This is a genomic window from Kangiella marina (assembly GCF_039541235.1).
GTDB classification, from domain to species: Bacteria; Pseudomonadota; Gammaproteobacteria; order Enterobacterales; family Kangiellaceae; genus Kangiella; species Kangiella marina.
The window spans coordinates 1,560,519-1,577,085 of record NZ_BAABFV010000001.1 but is presented as its reverse complement, the minus strand read 5'-3'; the positions used below and the strand labels follow the sequence as shown (position 1 = coordinate 1,577,085).

General features: G+C 45.3%; 19 protein-coding genes. 12 read left to right on the top strand and 7 right to left on the bottom strand.

The window, feature by feature from the left end; translation table 11 throughout:
* Positions 1-17: 17 nt before the first annotated feature.
* The 5 genes from ABD943_RS07175 to pilG are packed head-to-tail and all read right to left on the bottom strand — an operon-like array spanning position 18 to position 4,750.
* Complete coding sequence (locus ABD943_RS07175; protein ID WP_345292693.1) at positions 18-860, bottom strand: CheR family methyltransferase; 843 nt, start codon at positions 858-860, stop codon at positions 18-20.
* Positions 861-907: 47 nt separating this feature from the next.
* Positions 908-3,349 carry a methyl-accepting chemotaxis protein gene (locus tag ABD943_RS07170; protein ID WP_425559456.1) on the bottom strand — a complete coding sequence of 814 codons (2,442 nt, stop codon included), beginning with the start codon at positions 3,347-3,349 and terminating at the stop codon, positions 908-910.
* Between the two features lie 42 nt (positions 3,350-3,391).
* Entirely contained in the window at positions 3,392-3,940 is a 549-nt protein-coding gene (locus tag ABD943_RS07165) for a chemotaxis protein CheW (protein WP_345292502.1), read from the bottom strand.
* Positions 3,941-3,946: 6 nt separating this feature from the next.
* The gene (locus ABD943_RS07160; protein WP_345292501.1) at positions 3,947-4,312 is read right to left on the bottom strand and encodes a response regulator transcription factor; all 366 of its coding nucleotides are present in this window, start codon (positions 4,310-4,312) and stop codon (positions 3,947-3,949) included.
* 36 nt (positions 4,313-4,348) lie between these two features.
* Positions 4,349-4,750, bottom strand: a complete 402-nt coding sequence (gene pilG / locus ABD943_RS07155; RefSeq protein ID WP_046562044.1) for a twitching motility response regulator PilG — start codon at positions 4,748-4,750, stop codon at positions 4,349-4,351.
* Positions 4,751-4,990: 240 nt separating this feature from the next.
* Here pilG and gshB point away from each other — a divergent pair, with 240 nt between their 5' ends.
* Genes gshB through ruvX form a run of 4 tightly spaced genes read left to right on the top strand, consistent with a single transcriptional unit; the run spans position 4,991 to position 7,931 of the window.
* Positions 4,991-5,947 carry a glutathione synthase gene (gshB, locus tag ABD943_RS07150; protein ID WP_345292500.1) on the top strand — a complete coding sequence of 319 codons (957 nt, stop codon included), beginning with the start codon at positions 4,991-4,993 and terminating at the stop codon, positions 5,945-5,947.
* A 25-nt stretch (positions 5,948-5,972) separates the two neighbouring features.
* Positions 5,973-6,875: an energy transducer TonB gene (locus tag ABD943_RS07145; RefSeq protein WP_345292499.1), complete on the top strand. Its 903-nt coding sequence runs from the start codon at positions 5,973-5,975 to the stop codon at positions 6,873-6,875.
* Positions 6,876-6,925: 50 nt separating this feature from the next.
* Complete coding sequence (locus ABD943_RS07140; RefSeq protein ID WP_345292498.1) at positions 6,926-7,489, top strand: YqgE/AlgH family protein; 564 nt, start codon at positions 6,926-6,928, stop codon at positions 7,487-7,489.
* Positions 7,482-7,931: a Holliday junction resolvase RuvX gene (gene ruvX, locus ABD943_RS07135; RefSeq protein WP_345292497.1), complete on the top strand. Its 450-nt coding sequence runs from the start codon at positions 7,482-7,484 to the stop codon at positions 7,929-7,931. Before ABD943_RS07140 ends, ruvX begins: the two co-directional genes overlap by 8 nt.
* A 72-nt stretch (positions 7,932-8,003) precedes the next feature.
* Here the strand turns inward: ruvX and ABD943_RS07130 are convergent, their stop codons facing one another.
* Positions 8,004-9,143, bottom strand: coding sequence for a PilT/PilU family type 4a pilus ATPase (locus ABD943_RS07130; protein ID WP_345292496.1), 1,140 nt, complete (start codon positions 9,141-9,143; stop codon positions 8,004-8,006).
* A 9-nt stretch (positions 9,144-9,152) separates the two neighbouring features.
* The gene (locus tag ABD943_RS07125; protein WP_345292495.1) at positions 9,153-10,187 is read right to left on the bottom strand and encodes a type IV pilus twitching motility protein PilT; all 1,035 of its coding nucleotides are present in this window, start codon (positions 10,185-10,187) and stop codon (positions 9,153-9,155) included.
* Positions 10,188-10,222: 35 nt separating this feature from the next.
* On the opposite strand from ABD943_RS07125, the gene ABD943_RS07120 reads away from it, so the two are divergent.
* The 8 genes from ABD943_RS07120 (at position 10,223) to ABD943_RS07085 (ending at position 16,501) form a co-directional block, all read left to right on the top strand.
* The gene (locus tag ABD943_RS07120; protein WP_345292494.1) at positions 10,223-10,909 is read left to right on the top strand and encodes a YggS family pyridoxal phosphate-dependent enzyme; all 687 of its coding nucleotides are present in this window, start codon (positions 10,223-10,225) and stop codon (positions 10,907-10,909) included.
* Positions 10,910-11,050: 141 nt separating this feature from the next.
* Positions 11,051-11,899 (top strand): pyrroline-5-carboxylate reductase, encoded by an 849-nt coding sequence (gene proC / locus ABD943_RS07115; RefSeq protein WP_345292493.1) that lies wholly within the window; start codon positions 11,051-11,053, stop codon positions 11,897-11,899.
* 40 nt (positions 11,900-11,939) lie between these two features.
* Entirely contained in the window at positions 11,940-12,527 is a 588-nt protein-coding gene (locus ABD943_RS07110; RefSeq protein WP_345292492.1) for a YggT family protein, read from the top strand.
* Positions 12,528-12,620: 93 nt separating this feature from the next.
* Entirely contained in the window at positions 12,621-13,061 is a 441-nt protein-coding gene (locus ABD943_RS07105) for a DUF4426 domain-containing protein (RefSeq protein ID WP_345292491.1), read from the top strand.
* 88 nt (positions 13,062-13,149) lie between these two features.
* On the top strand, positions 13,150-13,749 hold the full coding sequence (rdgB, locus tag ABD943_RS07100; protein WP_345292490.1) for an RdgB/HAM1 family non-canonical purine NTP pyrophosphatase: 600 nt from the start codon (positions 13,150-13,152) through the stop codon (positions 13,747-13,749).
* Positions 13,749-14,963, top strand: coding sequence for a radical SAM family heme chaperone HemW (hemW, locus tag ABD943_RS07095; RefSeq protein WP_345292489.1), 1,215 nt, complete (start codon positions 13,749-13,751; stop codon positions 14,961-14,963). Before rdgB ends, hemW begins: the two co-directional genes overlap by 1 nt.
* Before the next feature lie 2 nt (positions 14,964-14,965).
* Positions 14,966-15,265: a hypothetical protein gene (locus ABD943_RS07090; RefSeq protein ID WP_345292488.1), complete on the top strand. Its 300-nt coding sequence runs from the start codon at positions 14,966-14,968 to the stop codon at positions 15,263-15,265.
* Between the two features lie 138 nt (positions 15,266-15,403).
* A complete protein-coding gene (locus tag ABD943_RS07085) occupies positions 15,404-16,501 on the top strand; it encodes an META domain-containing protein (protein WP_345292487.1) in 1,098 nt (365 codons plus the stop codon).
* Positions 16,502-16,567 lie beyond the last annotated feature (66 nt).

The window sequence follows — 16,567 nt, the reverse complement described above, 5'->3', positions numbered from 1 at the left end:
TACACCGTTTTTTGTAGCTATAATTGCCGCTGAAATGCCAAACAATTCTTTTCGTCAATCCGAACCAATTCAGGGTGTTGCCAGTTAATAATTTCACCAAGTCCAAGTACCAACACTCCACCTGGTATTAACCGTTCGACTAATTCATTTAATATCTCAATGCGATCTTCAGGTCTAAAATAAATCAACACATTCTGACAGTAAATGACGTCATAATTTCGTTTGGGTGCTTTCGTTAACTTGTTTAAGTTACTTTGCAAATAAAGCACTCGATTGCGTATTTTTTCTTTAATACGCCAATGGCCCGAATCATGGCGGTTAAAATATCGCTCGCGAATTTCTGGGGCAATCATGTGAATTTTGCGCTCACTATAAATTGCATTTCTTGCGGCGGTTAAGGCTGGATAACTAATATCGACACCTGTGACACCGTAAAAAAATCGTAAGCCTTTTTCATTCAAGCTACCTAAGGCTAACTCTTCCAGTGCAATCGCTAGGCTATAAGGTTCTTCTCCCGTCGAACAACCAACGCTCCAAATTTGGATATTACAATCGCTATTCGCATTTGCTGATTGTATTATTTTTTGTTGGCAGACATGTTGAACTAAGTCGAAAGATTCTTTATGCCTAAAAAAGCTGGTTTCATTAATGGTTAACGCGTCGATCAGCTGAAACCACTCTAATGAAGCCCAGTTTTTATCCTGAAGCTTGAGGTAATACTCTTCATAGTTGGACAAATCGAGTGCTCTAATCCTTCTTAACAAACTTGTTTTTAAGAAAAGAGCTCGGTTCGTCGGAATCCATATTCCTGAATATTGTCTGATTAAAGTCTGCCAGCGCTTAAAACTGCCAGACTTCATCTCAGGAACATGAGTGAGAGAGTTCTGCCTCAAGTATTATTACCTTCTTATGAACGAGGTTTTTCACCGTCAGTAGAATCATCCTCTTTCTCATCTAGACCGTCCAAGGTCTCATCGATTTCTTTTAAGAAGTCATCTTCGTCATCATTAAAATCTTTTAGCTCATCGTCGCCAAAGATATCTTCATCAGAATCAGTGTTGTCATCGCTTTCATCTGATAAGTCTTCTGACAATTCATCCGATAAATCTTTTAAGTCATCGTCATCAAGATCATCAGACTCATCGCCTTGCTCTAAGAAATCTTCTAACGAAGTATCGTCTTCATCATTGAGAGACTCATCAGCAAGAACATCTTCAGATACCTCTTCATCAGCGTCAAAGTCATCGCCAAAATCGTCGAAACTAGTATCGTCACTACTAAAGACATCATCATTAGTTGAGTCAACTTTAAAGCCTGATACTGAGCGACGCAATTCATCCGACAATAAGGTTAACTGACCAATCGACTTCGCAGTCTCTTGTGTACCTTCGGAGGTTTGTGTCGTAATTTCCTGAATAACCGTCATCGTATTGGATACGTGACCGGCTGATGCCGCCTGTTGGCGAGCAGCATTCGAAATCGATTGAATCAAGTCAGCGAGGTTGGTTGATACCGACTCAATTTCTTCTAGTGCTACACCCGCGTCTTGCGCCAGTCGAGCTCCTCGAACAACTTCAGAAGTCGTATCTTCCATCGAGATTACCGCTTCGTTGGTATCCGTCTGAATCGTTTTAACCAGTGCTTCAATCTGTTTCGTTGCGTTACCAGAACGCTCCGCCAGTCGCTGTACCTCATCCGCAACAACCGCGAAACCACGACCGGCCTCACCCGCTGCCGATGCCTGAATCGCCGCGTTCAATGCCAGAATGTTCGTTTGGTCAGCAATATCGTTAATCAAGGATACGATGTTACCAATCTCTTGCGATGACTCACCAAGACGTTTAATACGCTTAGAGGTTTCTTGAATCTGCTCACGAATCGTGTCCATGCCTCGGATGGTGTTACGTACAACTTCACCACCTTTCTTTGCAATTTCTACCGACTTTTCCGCAACCTGAGAGGACTCAGATGCGTTAGCAGATACTTGCTCAATGGACACAGCCATTTCGTTAATCGCGGCAGATGCCCCGGTAATTTCTTGAGCCTGTTGGCGCGAAGCTTCAGCAAGTGCTGTCGATGTTTGCTGAGTTTCTTCAGCAGACTTCGATACTTGGTCAACCGCTTCGTTAATCGCTCCTACCACACCGCGCAACTGGTCAATGGTTAAGTTAAAGGAGTCAGCAATCGCACCCGTGAAGTCCTCGGTTACTGTCGCTTTTACCGTTAAGTCACCATCTGCCAAGCTATCGATCTCATCCAGCAGTCGAATAATCGCTTCCTGGTTCTGAGCGTTTTCTTCTTTCTCTCGCTCAGCTGAAATTACTGACTCTTCAAGACGCTTCTTCTCAGCTTTACGCTGCGACACGTACATCGCAATCAGTAGTAAAATAATGACACCGAACAATGCTGCTGAAATATACACACTACCAAAATCAGTGAAGCTGGTTGACTGACCGGCAAAAGCTTCTTCTACCGCACTGGTTGTTGCTAACAGTGCCTGAGCATTAGCGAAAACGTTATCCGATGAATCCTGTACTTCGAATAATTTCGGCGTACTGAATACAATGTAATCAACTTTTTCGTTAACGCTTTGATAATCACTAACAATAGACTCAAGAGCTGCACGTGCTTCAGGGTTTGTTACCCGACGAATCTCTAGCAAGTCATCGCCATTTAACTGACCTTCAAGGTAAACACCGAAGGTGCCCACGTCTTGACCAAAGTCTTCCGCGGCAATTTCAGCTTCTTCACCACCACGCAGTACTTTCTGCATGCCTGATGAAATACGCTCAGCCAACCATTTTTGACGTGTTGCTTGGTGAACCTCTTCTGCATTCGCTCGGTTATCTAGCAGAATATCGATCACACTATCGTATTTACGTTGCATCGTCGGAATCTGCTGCGATAGCTCGTCAGCAGCCGTAAACATTCGATTGACAACTTCTCGGTTAGCAAGAATAGCGGTCGTTTTTGGTTGAACTTTATTCCAGTTTTCCTCAAGAGCAGTTAACTCGTCTCGACGAATATCTGCTGGCGCTGGCGGTAAGTTACTCACAGTTTCGCCATCGATAAGATCGCGTAAGTTACCCCCAAACTGTCTTGCCGCAGCTTCCAAATCGCCGAACGCGCTTTGAGTACCCTGTGCGGCCTCAGAAGCGTTGGTCGCGATCTGCTGCGACAATACCTTCATATCCGAAGCTAGCTCAATACGCTTACTCTGGTTTTGACTTTGTAAAAAGCCATAACCAGCATTCGCTGCTAGCGCAATCAAAATTACGACCAAAAGAAACGCATAGATACCGATACCAGAACGGCCTGCTTTTTTCCTGTTTTTAGTGGTCTCACTCATAGGTTGCTCCCGAGACTTCTTGACTTCATATTGTTGTAAAAATTAAACGGCGACTTGGTGGAATTCAGGGCTTTCAAAAAGCTCTTTAATTCCAAAAACACGCCAAAGTTCCCCTTCACGCTCAAAAGCACCGATAATATAAGGTGCTAATACAGCGTCAGCCGTCAAACTCCCTTCCACTTGCTCATCTTCGTCAAAATGATGCAAGCCTCGAATGTCATCCACGACCAACCCCAAATAGGAGCCATCCTGATCAATGACCAGGACTCGCTGTTTAAGGATGCTTCGTGAGCTTGAACGCCCAAGATATTCTTGTAAATCGACTAACGAAAGTAAGACACCACGTAGGTTGGTAACACCTTTGTGCCAAGGTTTGGTCCCTGGGACTTTCGTTGTGTGCGGGACAGGAATTAGCTCAACGATTTCATCAATTGGAACGATGTAATTAATGTCATTTAAACTAAATCCGATCCCACTCCAAAAGGCTTCGCCTCGCACATCACGTTGAGGCAATGAGTCCTTATGGTCCTGTCCACGTTGACGGATATCGTCAAGTAACTGGACAACACTGCTCATGTGCGTTTCAGGCATAAGTTCTTAAGATCCCAGTACGTTGTTAATTGATTCGACTAGCGCCGCTTCATCCACTGGTTTGGTGATGTAATCATTCGCACCTTGTCGCATACCCCAGACTCGGTCTGTAGCTTGAGATTTAGTGGAAACAATAATGACTGGAATGGCTGAAGTACTTGAATCTTTCTTCAGCTGGCGAGTTGCTTGGAAACCGTTGAGTCCCGGCATGACCACATCCATTAAAATTACGTCTGGTGTATTCGCTTTTGCAGATGCGATACCAGATTCGCCATCTGGAGCCGTAATTACCTGATGACCATTCTTTTCCAAAACTTTCGCCAAGCTATGCGCTTCTGCTGGAGAATCGTCGACTATCAGTACACGCGCCATTTTTCTTACCTCTCTCTAATTAACAATCACGACCAACTAGACAGCAGTTGCTGCATTGCCGTCTAGTTGCGTGGAAATAGCATTTAATAATTCGTCGCGGCTGAAAGGTTTGGTTAAATAATTATCAGAACCTACAACTCGGCCTTTCGCCTTATCGAACACCCCATCTTTACTGGAAAGCATTATTATTGGGGTTTTCTTGAAAGCTTGATTACTTTTGACCAAGGCGCAGGTTTGATACCCATCCAGCCTTGGCATCATTATATCAATAAAAATGATATCCGGCTTGTAATCCGCAATTTTTGAGAGCGCATCATAGCCGTCAACTCCCGTTACAACATCACAGCCTTGCTTCTTTAAAAGTGTCTCCGCGGTGCGTCGGATGGTTTTACTATCGTCCACCACCATCACTTTTAATCCGTTAAATAAATCACTCATCTACTGGTTACCTATGAATAGTGAAAATCCACTATTTAATAATAAGTTAGCGACCTTTCTTCAACTGTTTTTTAACTTTCTAGCTACCTTTTACCACAAAAGTCACGAAGTCGCAAAGTAGATCACAATTCCAGACTAAAACGCTTGCCTATGGCATGCAAGCTTTTTCTATCAATATTATGTATTTAGCTTATGACAATATCATGGTAATTTAATACAAAATAATGACGATGTTCTACTATGACCCACTCAGTGCTTGTGGTGATGGATTCAATCACTTCCATCAATACCAAAAAAGATACTACCTTCGCCTTAATGTTAGAGGCACAAGGTCGTCAATGGCAAGTATTTTACTGCCAACCTAAAGATTTATACTTGTCGGAAGGTCACGTTTTCGCAGACTGCCAACGAGTTACACTTGAAGACAATCCTAACAGCTGGGTTCAGTTTGTTGATGAGTCACCTAAAGCCATGGATTGTGGACTGTTTTCGGCGATCTTGATGCGCAAAGATCCGCCGTTTAATATGAACTATATCTATAGCACCTATTTGCTGGAGCTTGCCCAGCAGCAAGGGGCTTTAGTGGTCAATGACCCCGCGAGCTTACGCGATTGTAATGAAAAACTCTTTACAGCATGGTTCCCTAAGCACACACCTAAGACGCTAGTGAGTGCTAACCTACAAAAAATTAAAACATTTGCGCAGCAGCAAGGGGACGTTATTTTGAAGCCGTTAGATGGCATGGGCGGCGCATCAATATTTCGGGTCAAAGCTGATGATCCAAACCTTTCTGTTATTATCGAGACTCTGACCGAGCATGGAAAAAATCTCGCCATGGCCCAGCAGTTTATCCCCGAAATTACCGATGGTGATAAGCGTGTTTTGATTGTGAATGGAGAGGTTATCCCTTACACCTTAGCCAGAATTCCGAAAAAAGGTGAAACTCGAGGCAACTTAGCTGCTGGCGGAAGTGGTGTGCCAATGCCCATTACCGCAGAAGAAAAAGCCATTGCTGAAGCTATCGCTCCAGAGCTGGTGAAACGCGGCTTATTGTTTGTGGGGTTAGATGTTATTGGCCGTTATGTGACCGAAATTAACGTTACCAGCCCAACTTGTATGCGAGAATTAGAATACGAATTTGATATTAATATCGGCGAGAAACTGTTTCTCGCATTAGAACAACAACTATCGGTATAACGTAAGATTTAGCAAAACTATCCTCATGACTCAAACTGCTAATCAAACTCAGAGGCGTACAAAAGACGCCGTAACTCTCAAGGTATCGCCAATCAAGTCGAGCGATCGCCTTAAGTTTACAATTTTTATGGCAGTCTGTTTCCATTTACTGGTTTTGCTCGGTATTCGCTTCACCCTACCTGATACAAAACCCAGTCAGATCCCTTTATCTCTGGACGTTACCCTCGCCCAGCGAGAAAGCCTTAAAGCGCCTAAAGATGCTGACTTTATTGGGCAGAAAAATCAGGAAGGTGCGGGTGACGCTGAAGAAGCGAGTCGCCCAACCACACAGCTTGAGCACTTTAAAAATACCGAAGGAACGACCAATACCCCGTCGCTTGAAGTCTTGCCGAAGCCAACACAAAAGCAACAGCAACTGGATTTCGTTACCAGCATTACTGCAGATTGGAGCGCCACCACCAGCAATGATCCTGATGAAACCATGGCGGAGCTCGACTTACCTACCATCGTCAGTCCGCCACCCGAAGATCTGCAAAAGCGTAATCTTGAGCAAGACGCGACGGACAAACTGAAAACCCGCGGCACGAGAACCCGACAAATTTCAGCAGCCGTAAAGCAGTCACCCGCCGACGCCGCCTACCTTGAAACTTGGCGTCGAAAAATTGAGCAAGTCGGTAATCTACATTACCCAGAACAAGCCAACCGACTCGGTATCTACGGTAACTTAAAGCTCAAAGTCGCCATCAGTAAAAGTGGCGAGCTGGTTAGTGTCGAAATCCTCCAATCATCGGGCCAAGAGGTGCTCGATCAAGCCGCTTTGCAGATTGTGCGCCTGTCCGCACCCTTTGCGCCACTCCCTGAATCGATTCGTGAAACCACGGATGTCCTAGAAATTGTTCGCCTCTGGAATTTTGAAAAAAAGCCCTAATATAGACAACAAGATCCAAAGAGCCCTCACAAAGCTGATATAATTACTCTATGAAATCAATTCATTCACTGGCCGATCACATGTTGATCGCGATGCCGACACTCGAAGACTCATTCTTTTCACGAAGCGTGACTTATATCTGTGAGCATTCAGAAGAAGGTGCTTTGGGTATTATGTTGAGTCAACCGCTCGAAGCGACCTACCATGAGCTGTTTGATCACCTTAAAATTGCCAGTACCAACCAAGAGGTGCTTGATCATGCACTCTTGGCCGGCGGGCCGGTTGATAAAGAGCGTGGCTTTATCTTGCATAGTCCGCTGGGTAACTGGGACTCGAGCATGACCATCAGCGATGATATTGCGCTGTCCACTTCCGAAGACATTTTAGCGGCCATCGCCAACCGCGAAGGCCCCGAAGAGTGTGTCATCGCCTTAGGCTACTCCGGATGGGATAAAGGTCAGCTGGAAAAAGAGATCGAGGAAAATTCTTGGCTCATCGTTCCAGCCAATAAAGACATTATTTTCCACACCACGGCGCAGCAGCGTTGGCAAAAAGCGACCAAACTGTTAGGCATTGACTGGACTCAGCTAACCGAGCACAGCGGACATGCCTGACACCTCAGAAGGCAAGAAGCCCCTACTTCGCTTTCTCGGCTTTGACTTTGGTGAGAAGCGTATTGGTGTTGCTACCGGTCAGAAAACATTAGGCACAACTCAAGCGCTTTGTGTGCTCAAGGCGGAAAATAATCAACCCAACTGGGAGCAGGTTGATGCCTTGATTAAGGAGTGGCAAGTAGACGCCTTTGTTGTTGGCTTACCGCTGAATATGGACGGTACCGAACAGCCGGTGACGCTCATGGCGAAAAAGTTCGCCAAGCGCTTGCATGGACGTTTTGGGTTACCTGCATTTACTCATGACGAGCGACTCAGCACAGCAGAGGTTCGTGAATACTTGTTTGAGCTCGGCGGATACAAGAAAGTTAAAGACTCAGACTTTGATGCTTATGCTGCAGAGCTTATTCTCAAAAGCTACTTCGAGTCAGAAACTACCTCATAAACTAATTTGTATTATCCATAAAAAAGCCCAGCAAGTGCCAGGCTTTCATTGTGTGCAGCTTAGAAGCGGCCTTTAGAACATATTGTTCGGTCGTTCATCATCCATCTCGACCTGTAAACCTTCCGTTCCATCAGTCAACGAATCCGCATCTTTTTCATGCAACTTGATTCGCAAACGTAAGTCGTTCGCTGAATCCGCATGCAATAAGGCGTCATCATAAGTGATTTGTCCGTTAACGTAGAGCTCAAATAAGGCTTGGTCAAAGGTTTGCATGCCAAGCTCTGTGGAGCGAGCCATCAACTCTTTAATCAAGTGGACTTCACCCTTACGGATATGATCCGAGATCAACGGTGAGTTAATCATGATTTCAATCGCTGCACGGCGACCTTTACCATCAACCGTTGGCACTAATTGTTGCGCCACGATAGCACGAAGGTTCATCGATAAATCCATCAAGATTCGTGTGTGCTCTTCTTTGGGGAAGAAGTGCAGAATACGATCTAGTGCTTGGTTCGCGTTATTGGCGTGCAAAGTACATAAACACAAGTGACCCGTCTCAGCGAAAGTAATGGCTTGCGACATGGTTTCCTGCGAACGAACCTCACCAATCAGAATCACATCGGGAGCCTGACGCAGTGTATTTTTCAGTGCCACCTCAAACGACTCGGTATCAATCCCAACTTCACGTTGCGTGATAATACATTTATCGTGACGGTGCACGTACTCGATCGGGTCCTCAATACTAATAATGTGGCCCTGCGAGTTGCGGTTTCTATAACCAATCATCGCGGCAAGCGAGGTCGACTTACCCGTACCGGTTGCACCCACGAAAATAATGATGCCACGCTTTTTCATCACTAAATCATTCAAGATGCTTGGAATTTTCAACTCTTCCGTCGTCGGAATTTTCGTTTCAATACGACGAACAACTAAACCCGGCTGGTTACGTTGATAAAATGCACTGGCACGGAAACGTCCCACATTCTCAACACTAATCGCGTACTGACATTCTTTTTGTTCCGCAAACTCTTTTCTTTGGCGGTCATCCATTGACGAGTGAATCAAGTCTTCGACCTGAGTCGGCGTTAACATTGATTTTGTCGCCGGACGAATCTTGCCGTTCATTTTGATACAAGGCGGACGATGTACTGTAATAAAAAGGTCAGAGCCCTTATTTTCCATCAAAGCTTTTAATAATGGAGTAATATCCATGTGTAACCTCTAAAATTCTTCTTTATTGCTCGCTTTCAAACGCGCATCTTGACGCGAAACAACACCCTTACTTACCAGCTGTTTCAAACTATGGTCTAACGTCTGCATGCCCAGAGACATACCGGTCTGCATCGCCGAGTACATTTGTGCAACTTTCGCTTCACGGATCAAGTTACGAATCGCCGGTGTTCCAATGAGGATTTCATGCGCCGCAACACGACCGCCACCCGTTCTTTTCAACAGTGTCTGCGCGATAACTGCCTGCAATGACTCCGACAGCATCGAACGTACCATCATTTTTTCGCCTTCCGGGAAAACGTCAATCACACGGTCAATGGTTTTTGCCGCAGAGGTGGTATGCAGTGTACCGAATACTAAGTGACCAGTTTCTGCCGCCGTTAGCGCAAGACGAATCGTTTCAAGGTCACGCATCTCACCCACCAGAATAATATCAGGGTCTTCACGAAGCGCTGAGCGCAGTGCGTTAGAGAAGCTGTGAGTATCGCGATGAACCTCACGTTGGTTGACCAAACATTTCTTACTCTCATGAACAAACTCGATCGGATCCTCAATCGTTAAAATGTGATCATGTTTGCTGTCATTAATATAATCGACCATGCCGGCCAAGGTTGTTGATTTACCTGAACCGGTAGGTCCCGTTACCAACACCAAACCACGAGGCTGCATTGAAATGTCTTGGAAAATCTTAGGCGCTTTTAAATCATCAAGCGTTAAAACGCGCGAGGGAATGGTACGAAATACCGCTGCACGACCGCGGTTTTGAATAAAGGCGTTAACACGAAAACGTGCTAAGTCTTGTAATTCGAATGAGAAATCCGCTTCAAGAAACTCTTCGTAGTCTTTTCGCTGCTTATCATTCATAATGTCGTAAATCAGCGAATGGACTTCTTTGTCTTCTAGCGGCGGCACGTTAATTCGACGAATATCGCCATCGACACGAATCAGTGGTGGCATACCAGCGGAGATGTGTAAATCCGATGCGTTGTTCTTTACACTGAACGCTAAAAGCTCTGTAATATCCATAGGTTAGACCCCAATATTGATATTTATTCTTACTAATGACAACTAGCATAGCCTCTCAACTAGAACTTCTGCAACAAGAAATCGCAAAAAGCCGCGAGAAACGCGCGAATTTTGAGGATAATGTGCGCCTGATCGCTGTTAGTAAGCGCCAACCCATTGATAAAGTTGAAGAAGCCTACCAAAACGGTCACCGGGAATTCGGTGAAAACTTTGTCCAAGAAGGCGTTGAGAAAATCCAAAAACTGGGGAAAAGTGACATCGAATGGCACATGCTCGGGGCCATTCAAAGCCGTAAATGCAAAGACATCGCGGCTCATTTCGATTGGGTACAGAGTGTCGATCGGATTAAGATCATTAATAAACTCAATCAAGCCCGAGAGGGCATGGCGCCACTGAACGTCTGTATTCAGGTCAATTTATTTGGTGAAGCACAAAAAGCAGGGGTTAATGAGCAGGTTTGCTTCGAGTTAGCTGAGGCGATTCAAAACAGTCCCAACCTGACCCTGCGCGGCATTATGGCGCTGCCCCCGAAACAAACCGAGTATCCCAAGCAATTACAGCAGTTCGAGAAGGTTACTGAACTTTATCAGCAGTTAGCAGAACAATACCCAGATATCGATACACTTTCGATGGGCATGTCGGGCGATTTTGAGGCTGCGATTGCCGCTGGCAGTACCATGATCCGCATTGGTACAGCCATTTTTGGCCAGCGCGATGCATAAGCCGTTGTCTTTCTTAGTAGCTTTTCCTTACTAAAAGCGTTGAATTCCAAGCATTAACCCTCATGACTATAAGATTAACTAGATTATCCACATTCACTTTACTTGCTCATGTAGCGAGTACAAACAAGCAAACAGGCAGTTATGACTGATTCGATAGAAGTATTACGTAAAGCAAAAGTTGGGTTCATTGGCGCTGGCAACATGGCAGCAAGCATCTTAGGTGGCTTGATCCAGTCAGGCCTTCCTGCAGAGTGTATTTACGTTAGCAACCCTAGCGCAGGAAAGTTAGATGCACTTAAAGAAAAATACCCGACACTCAATACCACTCATGACAATACTGAAGTCGCCAACCATGTGGATTATCTGCTGTTAGCGGTAAAACCCCAAAAAATGTCGTTGGCATGCGATGATTTTAAAGCGATGGACTTGAACCATAAGTGCGCCATTTCAGTTGCCGCAGGTGTTACCTGTGACACTTTGAATAACCTTCTCGGCGCTGACACTCCGGTCGTTCGCAGCATGCCAAATACCCCGAGCTTGATTGGCTACGGTGCAACGGGCTTATACGCCAACAGCAAAGTGACTGAGCAACAGCGCGAAGCCACCAGTGCCATTTTCGAAGCTGTAGGCAAAAGCATTTGGGTTGAAGATGAAGATTTGATGGACGTGGTTACGGCAGTTTCAGGTAGCGGCCCTGCCCATTACTTCCTGTTTATGGAGTCTGTGGTTCAAGGCGGTATGGATCTCGGCTTACCGAAAGAAACCGCTCGTGAGCTTGCTGCGCAAACTGCGCTCGGCGCTGCGGCAATGGTTCAACAAAATGGTGATACTGAAATCGGCCAACTGCGTCGTAATGTCACCTCTCCAGGCGGGACGACTGCAGCCGCGCTGGATACTCTGAACGACCACAAATTACCTGAAATAGTGAAGAAAGCTTTAGAAGCTTCGGTAAAACGCGGCAAAGAATTAGCTGAAATTGCGAATCAATAGTGTTAGAACTCTGACTTATAACTTTTAGGCCAAGATATCGATGAATAACATCACCTTCACTTTATTAGAGCATTTGTCCAATTTATTGGTCATGGTGTTCTTGCTACGACTGCTGTTACAACTTGGACAAGCGGACTTCCACAATCCTATTTCGCAGTTTATTCACAAGTTTACTGCGCCGGTCATCAACCCTATTCGCAGCATTATTCCTGATATGGGGCGCTTTAGTACGGCCAGTTTTATGGTGGCGTTAGCGATTATTGTGATTAAGTTTTTTATCATCTCGACGGTTTTCATCACTTTACCGCCGCAAGCCATGACCCTTGGCATTATTATTGGTTTGATGATGAAAGGGGCTCCAGCCATGGGCGGGCTCATTATGATTATCACCAACATGCTATTGATTCTATTTTTAGGTCTCATGATCGCCAGCTTCATGAGCGGTGGTCGGTACCATCCGGCAGTTGCTTTTTTATACCAGGTGACGCGCCCTATTTTGCGCCCGGTTCAAAAAATCATACCGCCGATCGCTGGCTCGATTGATTTATCACCAATGATCATTTTGTTCGGACTTTGGTTCCTGCAGGATGCTTTATACAGCTTTGGGGTTAAGTTGATCACGGGTTAACTTCTATCAGTAGAGTTTTCCTGAAACATTTAACAGTTTTTGCTATCTTATAAGTATAGCCTTGTTATAAGGCGTAAGGGATAGGAGTTCATCATGAAAAACGTATTTATAGCTGGGGTCATGGGGCTTATTGCTTTTATTAGCAATCCAATTGAAGCGAATCAAAAGCGTGTGGACAATTACGTCATTCACTATAACGCCTTTAACAGCTCTTTTATCCAGCCGGAAACAGCCGTTCAATATAAAATTCAGCGCAGCAAATACACGGGTTTATTGAATGTCTCAGTGCATAAGGTGGTTGAAGATGGCGAAGACAAGGCAATGAAAGTTGCACTGCGCGGTCGAGCGACCAATAACCTGTCACAACTTCAAGAGTTGGGCTTTAAAGAGGTGGTTGAAGGTGATGCCGTGTACTACCTAGCCGATTTTCAGTTCCGCGATGAAGAAGATATGGATCTTGATTTTACCATCAATATCCCAGGTTACGACAAACCCGTCAGTATCGATCTAACCCAAAAATTCTACGCTGACTAAAAACCGCTTCAATTAAACCACCGCAGCACTCTTTTCTGCGGTGGTTTGCGTTATAATCACCCTCATTTCCTAACGATCGCAGTGAATCATGCAAAAAATTGTTCTCGCATCAGGCAACCGTAAAAAAGTCGCTGAACTCACCCAGCTATTGGCTCAGTTTCAACTGCAAGTGATCCCGCAAACTGATCTCAACGTGGAAGATGTTCCTGAAACGGGCACAACGTTTGTCGAAAACGCCATCATCAAAGCGCGGCACGCTGCGGAAGTAACAGGCTTGCCCGCAATCGCTGATGACTCCGGTATTGAAGTCGATTACCTTGGTGGTCAACCGGGGATTTATTCGGCTCGCTTCTCAGGCAGCCACGGCAATGATCAAGCCAACAACGACCTCTTGCTGGCCAAGCTTCAGGGCGTACCTAGCGAAGAACGCAGCGCACGCTACCAATGCGTACTGGTTTTTATGAAACACGCTAAGGACCCCACCCCGCTGATTTGTCAGGGAAGTTGGGAAGGTCAGATTATGACACAAGAAGTTGGCGATGGTGGTTTTGGCTATGATCCGCTGTTTTGGTGTGAGCAACATCAGTGCTCAGCGGCTCAGCTTAAGCCGGAACAAAAAGCAGCGATCAGCCATCGCGGAAAAGCGCTCAACGAATTAATGCAAAAGCTTAGCGAGTCTTCAAGCTGATGCTGACCAATCCTCCGTTATCGCTGTATATCCATATCCCTTGGTGCGTGCGTAAGTGTCCTTATTGCGACTTCAACTCACACGCCATCAAAAACCTCAAGTCCGATCAACAAACTGAGTTCGACTTACCCGAACAGGCTTATATCGATCGACTGATAGAGGATCTTGAGCAGGAACTGCCGAAGGTTTGGGGCAGACGTTTGCACAGTATTTTTATTGGCGGGGGCACCCCGAGCTTATTCAGCCCAGCGTCATTAGACCGATTACTCAGCGCCATTCGAGCACGCCTACCGTTTGAGAACGACATTGAAATAACCATGGAAGCCAACCCCGGTACTTTCGAAGCCGAAAAGTTTCGTGGCTTCCGCCAGGCAGGCATTAATCGCCTGTCGATAGGCGTGCAAAGCTTTAACGCTACTCACTTGGAACAGCTGGGACGTATTCATAACCCCGAGCAGGCTATAGCGGCGGCTGAGTTTGCACATGAAGCAGGGTACGATTCGTTTAATGTCGATCTGATGCATGGCCTTCCCAATCAAACTGTTGAACAAGCTCTGAGTGATTTAGAAATAGCCATCAGCCTCAAACCGCACCACATTTCTTGGTATCAACTAACACTTGAACCCAACACACTGTTCCATCAACAGCCGCCGCAATTACCGCACGATGAAGTCTTATGGGATATCCAAGAAGCTGGCCAAGCACTGTTGGCGCAACACGGGTATCAACAATACGAAACATCGGCTTATGCTAAAGATGCTACACTTCGAGCAAAACATAATCTCAATTATTGGCGCTTTGGCGACTATTTAGGTATTGGTGCAGGCGCTCATGGCAAAATTACGCGACTGGACTTAGGTGAAGTCCACCGCACCACAAAAAAACGCCACCCAAAAGATTACTTGCAAGGCTCTGTCAATGAGATCAGCAATGATATGCCGATCCCGACATCGGAGCTACCGTTCGAATTTATGCTAAATGCTTTGCGCTTAATTGATGGCGTCCCCATGAGTGTGTTCAGTCAATACACCGGCCTTTCGCTCTCTACCATCCAACCAACCTTGCAACAAGCAATAGACGACGGTCTTATAGACAACAATCCCTCACAATTAAAGCCGACTGAAAAAGGCGCCCTCTTCCTTAACGAGTTGCTCGAAAGATTTCTTATCAACTATAATAGTTCTGAATCCATCAATATTATCAATTTATCCTAACCATGGAAGAACAAGACATAGACATTTATATAAAGGCTAAAAAGAATAAAAAGATTCAATTCATCACACTCCTCTTAGTATTACTTGTCGAAATCATCTGGCTAATACTTTATCTAACCAACTCAACCACAGACTTAGTCAACTTGACTGCTATATCCTGCGCTGTCGGTCTGCTTATCGTAAATAACAAATCCATACATGGCTCTTCGCAAAAAGATTTACTAGGGGCTCTTAAGCGACAAATCGATCGCGATCCTAAAGCACTCCAATATCTAGCTGAGAAAGATAGAGCTCGAGATTAAAACTTATCGATAAATTCAGCTTCCATACAGAGCGCCCAGTTATAATTCAAAAATCATTAACTCTATTAGCTTCTACTGCCGTTAATATGGCACTATAAGCTCATACAAAGTCCATATTTCAAACGGTAGGAAACAATTATGAAATACACACTGACTTTATTTATTACCGCTCTAACATTAGGCCTGACCGCCTGCAAAAAAGAAACCATCCCTAGTGACTCGCACCAGCCAGTCGCTTCAAACTTCCAGGTTACAGCAGAGTTAATGTACCGTGAAAAGATGCTCGCGCCTGAAGGCAGTACGGTCATTGCCACCATTCAGGATGTTTCTATTGCCGACAAGGCCGCAAAAGTACTGAGTGAAGAAATTATTGGTTTGGGTGGCGGCGTTCAGCTTCCGCTTGAAGTGACGCTGGATTTGCCGAAGAAACAACTACAAGAACGTCGCATCTACAGCCTCCACGCCAAAGTCGAAGGCCCCGACGGCCAACTGATGTGGATTTCAACCACAAGACATACGATTGATATCAGCGGACAATCTCATGATATGGGAAAAATTCTATTGGAACGCGTTCAATCCGGCACAGTCGGTTCTGACGTCGATTCGAAGTACCCGATTCCTTTTACTGCTAAAGGTAATGAGCCTGGCTGGTTAGTTAAGATTGAGCAAAACCGTATCGAAATCCAAACCAATTACGGTCAAAATACCGTAAAGGCGCCACGACCAATACCTCAGCCTTATAAAGGTGGCTATAAATATCATGCGGAAACAGACGCTCATATCGCCATTATTGATGTTCGACGCAAGCTTTGCTACGACGACATGTCCGGCCGCCCCTATCCCGCTCGCGTTACCCTAACCTTAGACGGCAAAACCTATGAAGGCTGTGGCGGCGACCCTTTAACTTTATTAACTGATGTCGAATGGGTGGTTGAGGACATTGCCAAAACAGGCATTATTGATAGATCGCGTGTCACCATCAACTTTGATACCGAAGGTCGCGCCTACGGCATATCGTCATGCAACAGCTACAGCGCCGCTTACACATTAACAGGGGAAAATTTGACCTTTAACAACCCCGTCGGCACGATGAAAGCTTGCCCACCAGCGTTAATGAATCAAGAGAAAAAGTTCTTAGACACTTTAAACAAAGTCACACGATACGACATCGACGGTTACGGTGCTTTGATTCTTACTACAGAAACCGGAAAGACTATTACTGCCAGACAGCAATAATCAAGTCTTTGAAATAAAGCCTCTGGATTCCGCGGTAAACGACCGAAGGAAGTGCCTTTGGTGCCG